The organism is Campylobacter concisus (assembly GCF_003048575.1).
GTDB classification, from domain to species: Bacteria; Campylobacterota; Campylobacteria; order Campylobacterales; family Campylobacteraceae; genus Campylobacter_A; species Campylobacter_A concisus_U.
Genome location: NZ_PIRZ01000001.1, coordinates 105,079 through 117,707 on the forward strand (window position 1 = coordinate 105,079; position 12,629 = coordinate 117,707).

Consider the following 12,629-nt stretch of genomic DNA (forward strand, 5'->3'; position numbering starts at 1 on the left):
GCTCTTAAAAAAATTAATCTTTGTTTTATTTAATGATTATTAAAATGTCGTTTAAGAAATCAGTTTGATTTTACCCTATACACAGGAAAATTCATGAATAAAACAGTGCTTTACATCATCGCAGGTGCAAGTCTTGGCATTCTTGGCCCAGTGCTTGTTTATTTTGGCAACCCAGCAAACATGGGCGTTTGTGCGGCTTGCTTTTTAAGGGATAGCGTAGGTGCTCTTGGCTTTCACCAAGCCAAGGTCGTGCAGTATCTAAGGCCAGAAATTTTAGGTCTTATCATCGGAGGCTTTCTAGCCAGTATGCTTTGGAATAGAAATTTCACTCCAGTATCAGGCAGTGCGGCATTTTCTAGATTCTTCTTAGGCGTGTTTGCTATGATTGGTTGCCTTATCTTTTTGGGTTGCCCATGGAGAGCGTTTTTGCGTCTTGGCGGAGGAGATATGACTGCTATTGCTGGTCTTGTCGGTCTATTTGCTGGAGTTTTTGTTGGACGATTTTTCAAGAAAAATGGTTACGTCATACCTGAAAATGATGTCACTACAAAACCAGTTGCGTTTTTGCCATTAATCATTGCTATTTTGCTTTTAATAGCCCTTGTCTTTGGCTTAAAGCTTGGCGATAATGGTGCTTTATTTAGCTCAGAAAAAGGCCCAGGCTCACAGCACGCAAATATCTTTATCTCACTTATTTGTGCCATTGTTATTGGCATTTTTATGCAAAGAAGTAAATTTTGCTCAGTTGGAGCGATTAGCAAAGTTTTTGAGCGCGATCTTTCAATGTTTTATGGCATTGTATCTATCATCGTTTTTGCTAGTATCACAAATTTAGCTCTTGGACAATATAAATTTGGCTTTGAAGCTCAACCTATCGCTCATAATGATGTTCTTTGGAATTTCCTTGGCATGAGCTTGGCTGGTCTTTGCTTTAGCCTAAGCTATGGCTGCCCAGGCAAACATTTAGTGCAAATGGGAGCTGGAAATTTAAGCTCAGCTGTATTTGTTTTAGGCATGGGAGCAGGCGCTGCGATAAGCCATAACTTCATACTTGCAAGCTCAGGAGCTGGCATCACTCCTTACGCTCCATATGCCGTAGCGATCGGCTTTATCTACGCTATTTATGTTGGAGTTTTTACTAAAAAAGCATAATATAAATTTGGCTGCTTTTGCAGTCAAATTTACTCACTTTTTATATCTACCACTTTTATATCTACCACCTCATCAAAAAGTTCAAAAAGCTCACGTTGATGTGTGATCATTAAAATACTAGCCTTAATCTTAAAATTTTTTAGCGGCAATAGTAATGCATTTTGTTTTAAGATATGGCAAACGATAATTCTAAATCGAACTAAATTTTAACAATAAATTAGCAAAGTTTAATAAGTATCAATATAACGTAAATATTTTAAGCTATTTTGATATAGAATATCGATTTTAATTTTATCTAAAGGAATTCTATGAAGTTTAGTATACTTGCTTCATCACTGATCTTTAGCTCGCTGTGGGCTTTAGATACAAATAACAGTGATTATTCAGTTGTTTTACCAACTATCGAGGTGGAAGGTATCTCGGAGCAAAATACCCTAAAAGGTTATATCGCGTATGATAGTGCGGATATCAATAGAAATGGGCTTAGTAACAAAGAGACGCCACAAACTATCGAAAATATAGATATACAAAAGAACAGAAACTACGGCACAAATGATCTTTCAAGTATCCTAGAAGGAAATGCTGGTATTGATGCAGGCTATGATATGAGAGGCGAGAGCATCAAGATAAGAGGCTTTAGTGTTGATGGTGGCGATATATATAGAGATGGCGTTAGAGACTCTGGTCAGATAAGACGCAGTACAGCAAATGTTGAGAGAGTTGAAATTTTAAAAGGGCCAGCTTCGATCTTGTATGGAAGAAGTGATGGCGGCGCAGTTGTAAATCTAGTTAGCAAGAAGGCAAATTTTATGCCTGTTTATAAGCTTTCAGGTAGGGTTGGTAGCTGGAGTAGATATGGCGGTGGTATAGATGTAAACCATGTAGTAAATAATCAACTAGCCGCAAGACTAACGACTGATATGGAACGTGGAAAGTCATGGAGAGAGGGCGTAAAATATAAAAATTTTATGATAAGTCCAAGCGTTATCGTGACAAATGATGGCGGAACGGTTAGTTTTGAGGCGCAATATACATATGATAATGCTTGGCGTGTACCTGATAGAATGCCAACAAAAAGTGTCTATGACAAGCTTGGTATCGACTATGCAAAGGGATTTTCTCATGATGGAGACTTTGTTGAAGATAAGCTTCATTTCTTTCGTACCGAGCTAAATGCAGAGTTAGTAAAGGACATGAATTTAAAATGGGTTTTTGGTTATAGAAAAGCTAGTCAAAATTTTGACCATTATTTTAGTGGTACCATCATGCCCGGAAATAGACTAAAGCAAAACTATGCTAAACAACAAACTGATAACGACACACTCTCAAATGCTATAACACTTACAAAAGAGCTTGAATTTACAAGATTTAAGCATAATCTTACTTTTGGATACGACAACAGCGTAGAAACTCGTCATCCAAGGCTTTGGTTTGATAGTGCAAAAAATGTAACTATAAATCCATATGCATCAAGATCAAGTTGGGGTAGTGTGGGCTACATACCACTTAATACTGATAATAAGCATAAAGCCATAAATAATGGAGTATTTCTCGAGGATCTAATAAGCTTAGACGACAAATATAGGCTACTTATTGGTGGAAGGTTTGACTTTTATAAGTTTAAAACAAGAAATATTGCAGATATGACAAATAGCTACAAAGGGCACTCTTTTAGTCCAAGAGTTGGCTTGCTGTGGGACTTTTTGCCAGAACATACCGCATACGCTTCATACTCAAAGAGCTTTGCTCCATACGGCGGCCGTGGAAATATAGGTATAAGTATAGGCGATACAACGATGCTTGATCTAAAACCGCAGAATAATGAGCAATATGAAATCGGCTTAAAAAGCACATGGGCTGATAATAGATTTAGCTCAAACTTAGCGATATTTCAGATCGAGCATAACAATATAAGATATAGACCAGATCCTATAAATGATCCATATACTTGGGCACAACGTGGTAAAGAGCGAAGTCGTGGTATAGAGTTAAATATCTTGGGTAAAATTTATGAAAATTTATATCTAAGAAGCTCTCTTGGATATATGAGAGCTATTATCGCAAGTGATAAATCAAATCCATTAAACGAAAGACTTAGTCTAAACAATACAACCAACTGGCAGGGCAATGTTTTTTTAAGATATGCTAAAAACGACAAATGGTATGTCGAAAGTGGCGTAACAGGATACTCTAAACGATATAGCTACCGCACAAGTAATGGTAGAGTCATAGACGAACATCTTCCTGGTTTTGCTAGATTTGATGCAAGTGCTGGATATAACTTTAACGAACATGCTCAAATAACACTAGCGATAAATAATATCTTAAATAAAAAATACTGGCGTTCTGATTCAAGACCTGGCGATGAGAGATCGTTTATGCTAAATATGCACTACACTTTTTAACTAAAATTTACACTGCCTTCTCTTTGGCGGTGTAATCTTTTGTCATGTGAAATTTGGAGAAATTTAGCCACCAAAGATGGCTAAATTTGAAGTTATCTTAAAATTTGAATCTTTGCTTTTGCGCGGAGTTTATCAAAATAATCAGCCATAAGTTTTTCTTGCTCACCTTGATAAAGCTCGTTTATAACATTATCCTTAACGTCTGCAAAGCTTGGAGTGTATGAGCCTATTTTTTCCTTTACATAAAACATATCAAAACTATCAGCGCCTTGTAGTATTTGGGTAAATTCTCCATTATTTGTACCAGCTATGATGGCAGCTAGTCTTGGATCTATGCTCTGATAGTCTAGGCTAAGCTCTTGTGTTCGTACGCTGTTAAGTAGTGATGGACTTGTTTTTTGAGCTTCTAGCTCTTCTGGATTCTTTGCCCTATAAAGGACCACTTTAGCAGCGCTAAAGACCTTAAATTTATCAGGATTAGCATCAAAATACATCTTTGCTTTTTGCTCATTTACATTTTTACCAGCTTCAGCCAAGATGCTTTTATAAAGCTTTTCTTGAAGCATCTTTTTTTCTATGTTGTTTTTAAACTCCAAAAAGTCCATGCCTTGAGCTTGGATAGAGCTTCTAAACTGCGAATTTGTCATGCCATTTTGCTTTGCGATCGATTCGATTCTATCGTTTAGCTCAAATGGCGTTACACTAATGTTTAAATTTTTTATCTGAGCATCTTCGAGCCTATCTCTTATGAGTAAATTTAAAGCATCTTGTTCGCTAGCTCTTAGCTGTTCTTTCAAGCTATAAACTTCATAAAGCGTGATTGGTTCGTTCTCTACAATAGCTGCGATACCGTTTATCATCTGAGCCGAATATAAATTTAAAGCACTTAGCATGCCAGCAGCCAAAAAGAGCAATTTTTTCATAATAAAACCTTTATTTAAGTATTTAGTAAATATAATTTTGGGCAATTATAACATAAAAATAAGGCACAAAATGATAGTTACTAGATTTGCTCCGTCGCCTACTGGATACCTACATATAGGCGGACTTAGGACAGCCCTTTATAATTATTTATATGCAAGAGCTAATAATGGAAAATTTTTACTTCGTATCGAAGATACTGACCTAAAACGAAACTCAGAAGAGGCCACGCAAGCCATAAAAGAGGCATTTGCTTGGTGTAAGCTTGATCACGACGGCGAAGTGACATATCAGTCAAAGAGGTTTGATCTTTACAAAGAGTATGTTAAAAAACTACTTGAAGAAGGCAAAGCATATAAATGCTATATGAGCAAGGATGAGCTTGAGGAGCTTAGAGCCAGCCAAGAGGCTAGAAAAGAGCGCCCAAAATATGATAATAGATATAGAGATTTTACTGGCACGCCTCCAGCTGGCATCAAGCCAGTCATCCGTATAAAAGCCCCGCTTAGCGGCGAGATCGTCATACACGATGGCATAAAGGGTGAGGTTAAATTTAAGGTTGAAGACATATTAGATGACTTCATCATCGCAAGAAGCGACGGTACACCGACCTATAACTTCACGGTCGTAATAGACGACGCACTAATGGGTGTAACGGACGTCATCCGCGGCGATGATCATCTCTCAAATACCCCAAAACAGATCGTTCTTTACGAGGCACTTGGCTTTAAGGTACCAAAATTTTATCACGTCGCTATGATAAACGGCGAGGATGGCAAAAAGCTTAGTAAAAGACATGGCGCGACTGACGTTATGGAGTATAAAAAGATGGGCTACTTGCCTGAAGCGCTCTTAAATTTTCTTGTTCGTCTTGGCTGGAGCCACGGCGATGATGAGATTTTTACTATTGAGGATATGCTTAAATACTTTAATCCAAACGATATCAACAAAAGCTCAAGCACCTACAACGCTCAAAAGCTTGACTGGCTAAATTCTCATTACATAAAGACTTTGCCTTATGAGAGACTAGCTCATGATATGCTTGAGTTTGGCGTAGATTTTAAGGCCTTGGCAAAGGGTGAGTTACTGTTAAATTCGCTCCGTGAGAGGTCAAAGACATTAATCGAGATGGCAAACAGCGCAAATGCGATCATCAACGCTCCAAAAAGCTACGATGAGAAAGCATGGGCTAAATTTATAAATGAAAATAGCAAAGAAATTTTGGCTAAATTTGCTCAAATTTTAGATCGTGACCTTGACGCAAAGGGCTATGAGGAGCTAACAAATAAATTTTTAGAGCAAAATGGCTTAAAACTAAAAGACTTAGCCCAGGCTCTAAGGATAGCGCTAACTGGCTCAAGCGTGAGTCCAAGCATATTTGAAGTGCTTGAAGTAGTGGGCAGTAGCGAGACGAAAAATAGAATACAAAATTTATTAAAGGAAGAAAAATGACACATGTAACTAAAGAAGAAGCACTAAACTACCACATAGGCGGTAAGATTGAGATAAAGGTAAAGACGCCCTGCGAGACATCAAGAGACCTTTCAATGGCCTATACGCCTGGCGTTGCAGAGCCTTGCAAAGAGATAGAAGCTGATAATGAACTAGCTTATAAATATACAAATAAAGCAAATCTGGTAGCCGTTATCACAGATGGCACAGCTGTTCTTGGGCTTGGCGACATCGGTGCTATCGCTGGCAAGCCAGTTATGGAAGGAAAGTCAGTCTTATTTAAAAAATTTGCAAACGTTGATGCCTTTGACATCGAGCTAGACGAGCATGATCCAGATAAGATCGTTGAGATTTGCAAGGCTCTTGCTCCGACATTTGGTGGTATAAATTTAGAAGATATCCGTGCTCCAAAGTGCTTTGAGATCGAGAGAAAGCTTCAAGAAGCAGTCGATATCCCAGTCATGCACGACGATCAGCACGGCACAGCGATGATAACAAGCGCTGGTATGATAAATGCGATGGAAATTTCTGGCAAAGATATATCTAAGATAAAAATCGTAGTTAGCGGCGCAGGTGCAGCTGGTATTGCATGCGCGAAGATGTATAAAGCGCTTGGTGCAAAACACATCGTGATGATAGATAGTAAAGGCGTAATTCACTCAAAAAGAACAGATCTAACGCCTGAAAAGGTAGAGTTCGCGCTTGAAACTGAGGACAGAACTCTAGCTGATGCGATGAATGGCGCTGATATGTTTTTAGGTCTTAGTAAGCCTGGTGTTCTTACAAAAGAGATGGTCGCATCTATGAATAAAGAGCCTATAATTTTTGCTCTTGCAAATCCAGTGCCTGAAATTTATCCAGAGGATGTTGAGGCTGTAAGAAGTGACGTTATGATGGGTACAGGCAGAAGCGACTATCCTAACCAAGTAAATAACGTTTTAGGCTTTCCATTCATCTTTAGAGGTGCGCTTGACGTTAGAGCTAAAAAGATCACTGAAAATATGAAAATGGCTGCGGCTAGAGCGCTTGCACAGCTTGCAAAAGAGCCAGTACCAGCTGAAGTTTTAAAAGCAAGTGGCGTTAGCGAGCTAAAATTTGGCAAAGAGTACATCATCCCAAAACCATTTGATAAACGCGTGCTAACAGCAGTCGCTCCAGCAGTTGCAAAAGCTGCTGTTGAAGATGGCGTAGCGAGAGTAAAAGATTTTGATGTTGAGGCTTACAAAGCCAAACTTGCAAAAGGATTTTAAATTTTAGCCCAAATTTTGGGCTAAACTCTTTTTGGCATTTTGTAAAGATAAACCCTGTAAAAATAGTAAATTTAAGGATAAAAAATGCAAAACGTGAAGCTCATCTCGCACCCACTGATCGAGCATAAATTAACCATTCTACGTGATAAAAATACCCAGCCTTTTCAGTTTCGCATGCTAGTTGATGAGATCAGCTACCTTATGATCTTTGAAGCGACTAGAAATTTAAAGGTAAAAGATGTCAAAGTCCAAACCCCAGTTGCGGTGGCAAATGCAAAGAGACTTACTACAAAAGTGATGATATGTCCTATTTTAAGGGCTGCTCTTGGTATGCTTGATAGTGTCTTTACTATCATCCCAGATGCGAGTGTGGGCTTTTTGGGTTTTCAGCGAAACGAAGAGACCGCTCAGGCTGAGTTTTTCTACGCAAAGCTTCCAAAAGACGCAAAAGAGCGCATGGCGATCATCATCGATCCTATGTTTGCGACTGGCGGCACGGCGATAGACGCGGTTAAGTTCTTGCGTGAAAAGGGCGTTAAAGAGATCAAATTTATCTCTATCATCGCCGCACCTGAGGGGTTAAAGAGATTTAGCAAAATTTACCCAGACGTCGAGGTCTATACGGCATCGATTGATGAGAAACTAAATGAGAAAAACTATATCGTTCCAGGTCTTGGTGATGCTGGCGATAGAGTTTTTAACACGCTTTAAGGGCTAAATTTGAATAAAAGACTTTTGCCAGCCTTAGTCGCCTTTATCATTGCTATTATTGTTGGCACTTTTTTCTTTTCAAATAATGGTAGTGAAGCAAATAAAAACGCTCAAATTTTACTTGAGCAACTAAACAAAGAGGGACAAAAGAGCCAGAGTCTCGCAGAAAACGGCTCATACACCTCAAAAGATGAGGTCGCTCTTTATATCTATAAATTTAACAAGCTACCAAAGAATTTCATAACCAAAAATGAGGCACTTGATCTTGGCTGGGATGCAAAAAGTGGAAATTTATGGCAGATAAGCGGTGGCAAAAGTATCGGCGGAGATAGATTTTCAAACAGAGAAAAGAGGCTACCTGAAGCTGATGGCAGAAAGTGGTTTGAGTGCGACGTAAACTACAAAGGCGGCAGGCGCGGCGCTGAGAGAATTTTATATTCAAACGACGGGCTTATCTACTATACGCCCGATCACTACGAGCATTTTTACCTGCTTTATGAGAAGAGGATGCAATGAAAAGCGTGATCTTAGATGCCAAAAAGATGGCTGAAAAAGAGAAGATGCATGAGTATTTTGCTAAGAAATTTAACCTGCCAGAGTACTACGGCAAAAATTTAGACGCGCTCTTTGACTGCCTTTGCGAGATAAATGAGCCAACGCTTATAAAGCTAAAAAATGAAAATGCTTTGGATAATGGTATGAAAGAGAGCTTAACTCAGCTATTTCGCGACGTTTGCAACGAAAACGAGATGGTTAAATTTGAGCTTGTAAAAGATGAAAAATGATATTTGGAAAGATTGATTATCTAAATTTACTCCCATTTCACGTATTTTTAAAATCAGCCCCACTAAGCTCTCAGATAAAAAAGGCGATCGAGTTTAAAAAGGGCGTGCCAAGCAAGCTAAATAGGGCGCTAAACGCTAGAAAGATCGACGCCGCGGTGATCTCAAGCATAGCTAGCAAAAAGGCAAATTTAAAGAAGCTAAATTTTGGAATAGTCGCCAAAAAAGATGTAAAAAGCGTGCTTGTGCGCAAGAACTCAGCCCCAAAGCCAGATCCTGCCTCAGCCAGCTCAAACGCCCTGGCCAAGGTGCTTAAACTAAATGGCGAGGTGATCATAGGCGACAGGGCGCTAAAGGCATACTTAAGCGAGGGCAAAGAGTACTTTTATGATCTTGGCAAAATTTGGCACGAAAAGACAAATTTGCCCTTTGTTTTTGGTAGATTTTCTTACGTAAAAAATGGCTCGTTCTACAAAAAACTGGTCGCAAAATTTTTGCAAAAAAACGTAAAGATCCCAAACTATATCTTAGCCCAGTATGCTAAAAGCCGCGACATAAACGAGCAAGATATCAAGTGGTATCTTAAATTTATAAGCTACAAAATAGGTCCAAAAGAGCAAAAATCACTCCAAAAATTTTTTAAAGAAAATAGACTATTAAAAGCAGCAAAAAAGAATTAAATCTAAAGCTGCTTAGCAACTTCCAAGAAACTTTTAAATTTAGTGATGCATATGCATATTAGTTGAGTTATCATAGCTCATATTTTGCATCATCATCTTGTGGTGATCGTGCATCGGCGTATCTGCTGGCATATTCATTTGCATATTCATATGCACATCCATCGCGCCGTTTTCAGCCTTGTAGCCTGTTATGGTAGGACCAACCATGCCAAGTATCATCGCGACGTATCCGACGATTAAAAAGAATATGAGCAGGCAAAAGTGAAGCTTTAGTTTTGCCTTTTCGCTTGCGTTTTTATAGATCAAATTTAGCTCTAAAAGGGCGATGCCAAGAAGTGGGATGACGCCGATGAGATATGAGTAGATAGCGATGACATCGGCATATCCACGCCATTTTATAGATGGATAAATTTTTGCTAAAAAATAGATCACAAGAGCTGTAAAATAGACCCCAAGCACTATGCCAACAAATTTACTAACAGCTTTAAAGCCAGCATTTTTGCCGCTATCCATGTGATACATCGTGAAAAACTCCATCGCCACTAAAAGCTCAGCAAGCCCCATAGGTATCACCATGTAGAGGATTAGATTGTAAGGTTGATCAAGTGATAAAAGCTCCATGTAGTGTGTCATTACCATTGTAAATTCTTTGTAAAATTTTAAAAAAATTTACTACCAAGGGACTAAGATAGTTAAAAAATATTAAGAATAGTTGCGGTATTTAAGCGGATGTTAAATTTACTCCTAGCCAGGCTAAGAGTAAATTTAAGCTAGTCTTTAAACTCGTGTGAGATGACTGGAGAAAATTCTTCCCAATGAAGTTTGGTTTTAAATGTTGGCATCTTACTTTGAAATGGTTCTTTCTTAAGTGCCGCCATAGCGACACTATCGCCTTTTGGTTTAGCTGGTGCTTCTACGTTTAGTATAGAGCGTTCAAGATCGATGAAATCTTTTAAAATAATAGTATATGATTTAAAGAAATTTGCCTCTTTGTGAGCTGAAAGTAGCTGAGAAAACTCATCTACAAATAAATTTAAAGTTTCAGAAAATAGCTTATTGCTAATATTTCTTGCATCATCAAACTCATCTTTTAAAAATGTAGCCATCGCTAAAAATATAAATCCAACGTAGTCCTCGCTATCTTTGCAAAGCTCGCTATCACGTCTATATGGGCTTAGTTTTAAACATTCAATAACCCTAAGCCTAGCTGCTCCGTTATCTCTGCCCTCTTCATAAAATGAAGCGCTTAAGGGGATATTTGTAAAGCCAAAAAGAACGTCATTTTGTTCTTTTGAAAATTCTTCAAAGCTAAATTTATCTAAATTTTTAAATGCAGCATCACTATCCTCGCTTAAAGGATTTGCGCTTAAGTATCTTAACTGCTCTTTCCACCTTGCATATTTCTCATCATTTGTGTAAAAAAACATAGGATATGCTAGAAATTCGTAAAAATATGATCTTGCTTTTATGATGTTTTTATCCATTTAATAAATCCTCTTTCATCGCGTTTATTTGGGCTTGAACCATTAGTTTGGCCTTACAGTCAGCACAGCAGTAAAGCGCTTTTATCTTGACCCTATCGTTGCCAAATCTTGGTTGCATTATAGTTGCGATCTTTTCGACCGCTTTTTTAGTCGCAAACTCTTTTCCGCACTCAACGCAGGCAAAAAGCTCATCTCGTGCTAGCTCATTATATGTAAAAAACTCAGGCTTAAGAGAAATTTTTCCAACTTCAAGGCTTATGGTATCTTTTTCAGCACAGCTTAGTTCGCAGTATCCGCAAGCTGTACAGACGCTTGGATTAAATAAAATCGAATTTGTCTTTTTATCAGCCACTAGCGCACTTACGTTACAAGCGCCAACGCAACTTAGACAAAGCGTACAGCTATCAGTGTTTATCTTGACATCGCCGTATCTTATCATCTCGCCGCTTTTTACCACGCCAAGATCTTCGCTGCCTACTAAAAACTCAAGCCTTTTTGCAAAAATTTCTCTTTTTGGCAAGGCATATTCGTTTATAGTGTGTTGTGAGTCAGCTATAAATTTTGCTTTTTTGAGCGCATCTTCAAGCTCATTTTTATCTTTAGCGTGATAGATCGCCGTCTCTTTAAATTTAAGCTCATAAATTTGATTTAAGATGCTAATAGCGTCTTTTTCGCCTTTGCCAAGAGTTTTGCTAAATAAAATCACACTCGCACCACTTTCTTGAAGGAGTGTCAAAAAGTGCGTTTGGCTTAGAAAATGTGCAGCTGAAATGGCAAAAGGTAGGACATTTTCTGGTAGGCTAACTCTAAGATCTTCTAAATTTATCTCTTCAGGCACAATGAGTGCAATCTTGCCTTTATAAAGCTTTGCCACAGCGGCAAATGAGCTTTGTGGCATTAGAGTATAATCAAGTGCGCCGCTAGGGCAGACGCTGATACAGTTTCCGCAGTTTGTGCAGTCTATCTGTGAAAAGACAAGGTGCTTTGTTTCATCCTCTTTTAATATCGCAACCGTTGGGCAAACTTCGGCACAACGACCGCAAATTTCAGTCCTGCGCTCGTGATACTGGCATATTGACGAGTCATACTGCGTAAAGCTTTTGTATCTAAATTTTGGAGTTTTTTCATTTAAAATTTTAAGCACAGCTTCGTCTTTTAGCCAAGATATTTCGTAACAGCCGCTTTGCTTTAGCATATAATCCCTTGCGTTTTCAACCAAGAAAAAGTCGCAATCAACTTCAAATTCGTCGTTTGCTCTAAGTACTAAAACGCTTAGCTCACCAGCCGCACCGTATATAAATTTTACTTCAAAGTGCGTGAGTTCAATGACTTTGTAGCCATTTTCTTTTAGTAAATTTGCTAGCTCTTCGCGGCCTGAGTTGCTAACTATTACGACATTTTTGCCAACCTCTTTTTCATAGTCGACATCCTTTGCCATGTCAAATGCAGTTGCTCTTGCTTCATAAAGTAAAAGTGTATTTTTAGCTTTTTCTAAGACGCTTGCGGTTGTGTTTTTTAGGTAAAAATTTATCTCAGGTGCGATGACATTTGCTTTTAGCTTTGGTGAGTTTGAGACTAGATAGTCGCCATTTTCATTATTGATCTCTATTTGTTCATTTAGCATCAAAGTATCGTCAAAATCGTTATAAAAGCCAAATTCTTTCATTGTTTCTCCTATTATCAAAAACGTACTTATTTTAATATTAATGGGATTAATGGACTCTGAATTTTATATGTTCCTTTTTGCTCTAAGGTTTAATTTATAATATTTTTTATGTTAAAATCACGGCTT

At 38.2% G+C, this 12,629-nt stretch carries 12 protein-coding genes; 8 read left to right on the top strand and 4 right to left on the bottom strand.

Annotation, left to right across the window (positions count from 1 at the left end):
• Nucleotides 1–93 precede the first annotated feature (93 nt).
• A complete protein-coding gene (gene yedE, locus CVS84_RS00545) occupies nucleotides 94–1,152 on the top strand; it encodes a YedE family putative selenium transporter (protein ID WP_107690743.1) in 1,059 nt (352 codons plus the stop codon).
• Nucleotides 1,153–1,460: 308 nt separating this feature from the next.
• Nucleotides 1,461–3,557, top strand: coding sequence for a TonB-dependent receptor (locus tag CVS84_RS00550; protein ID WP_107690744.1), 2,097 nt, complete (start codon nucleotides 1,461–1,463; stop codon nucleotides 3,555–3,557).
• 92 nt (nucleotides 3,558–3,649) lie between these two features.
• Here the strand turns inward: CVS84_RS00550 and CVS84_RS00555 are convergent, their stop codons facing one another.
• Nucleotides 3,650–4,480: a peptidylprolyl isomerase gene (locus CVS84_RS00555; RefSeq protein WP_103644339.1), complete on the bottom strand. Its 831-nt coding sequence runs from the start codon at nucleotides 4,478–4,480 to the stop codon at nucleotides 3,650–3,652.
• A gap of 70 nt (nucleotides 4,481–4,550) precedes the next feature.
• Here CVS84_RS00555 and gltX point away from each other — a divergent pair, with 70 nt between their 5' ends.
• From gltX to CVS84_RS00585, 6 genes are all read left to right on the top strand, one after another.
• The gene (gene gltX / locus CVS84_RS00560; RefSeq protein ID WP_107690974.1) at nucleotides 4,551–5,930 is read left to right on the top strand and encodes a glutamate--tRNA ligase; all 1,380 of its coding nucleotides are present in this window, start codon (nucleotides 4,551–4,553) and stop codon (nucleotides 5,928–5,930) included.
• Nucleotides 5,927–7,180, top strand: a complete 1,254-nt coding sequence (locus tag CVS84_RS00565; RefSeq protein WP_021090804.1) for a malic enzyme-like NAD(P)-binding protein — start codon at nucleotides 5,927–5,929, stop codon at nucleotides 7,178–7,180. Before gltX ends, CVS84_RS00565 begins: the two co-directional genes overlap by 4 nt.
• A gap of 84 nt (nucleotides 7,181–7,264) precedes the next feature.
• The gene (gene upp, locus CVS84_RS00570; protein WP_107690745.1) at nucleotides 7,265–7,891 is read left to right on the top strand and encodes a uracil phosphoribosyltransferase; all 627 of its coding nucleotides are present in this window, start codon (nucleotides 7,265–7,267) and stop codon (nucleotides 7,889–7,891) included.
• A 9-nt stretch (nucleotides 7,892–7,900) separates the two neighbouring features.
• A complete protein-coding gene (locus CVS84_RS00575) occupies nucleotides 7,901–8,407 on the top strand; it encodes a ribonuclease domain-containing protein (RefSeq protein WP_107690746.1) in 507 nt (168 codons plus the stop codon).
• Nucleotides 8,404–8,676, top strand: a complete 273-nt coding sequence (locus tag CVS84_RS00580) for a barstar family protein (RefSeq protein ID WP_107690747.1) — start codon at nucleotides 8,404–8,406, stop codon at nucleotides 8,674–8,676. Before CVS84_RS00575 ends, CVS84_RS00580 begins: the two co-directional genes overlap by 4 nt.
• Nucleotides 8,673–9,353 carry an MqnA/MqnD/SBP family protein gene (locus CVS84_RS00585; protein WP_107690748.1) on the top strand — a complete coding sequence of 227 codons (681 nt, stop codon included), beginning with the start codon at nucleotides 8,673–8,675 and terminating at the stop codon, nucleotides 9,351–9,353. Before CVS84_RS00580 ends, CVS84_RS00585 begins: the two co-directional genes overlap by 4 nt.
• Nucleotides 9,354–9,392: 39 nt before the next feature.
• Here the strand turns inward: CVS84_RS00585 and CVS84_RS00590 are convergent, their stop codons facing one another.
• From CVS84_RS00590 to CVS84_RS00600, 3 genes are all read right to left on the bottom strand, one after another.
• A complete protein-coding gene (locus tag CVS84_RS00590) occupies nucleotides 9,393–9,992 on the bottom strand; it encodes a DUF6803 family protein (RefSeq protein WP_107690749.1) in 600 nt (199 codons plus the stop codon).
• 131 nt (nucleotides 9,993–10,123) lie between these two features.
• Nucleotides 10,124–10,837 carry a molecular chaperone gene (locus CVS84_RS00595; RefSeq protein WP_107690750.1) on the bottom strand — a complete coding sequence of 238 codons (714 nt, stop codon included), beginning with the start codon at nucleotides 10,835–10,837 and terminating at the stop codon, nucleotides 10,124–10,126.
• On the bottom strand, nucleotides 10,830–12,503 hold the full coding sequence (locus CVS84_RS00600) for a 4Fe-4S binding protein (protein ID WP_107690751.1): 1,674 nt from the start codon (nucleotides 12,501–12,503) through the stop codon (nucleotides 10,830–10,832). The genes CVS84_RS00595 and CVS84_RS00600 overlap by 8 nt, the downstream gene beginning before the upstream one ends.
• Nucleotides 12,504–12,629 lie beyond the last annotated feature (126 nt).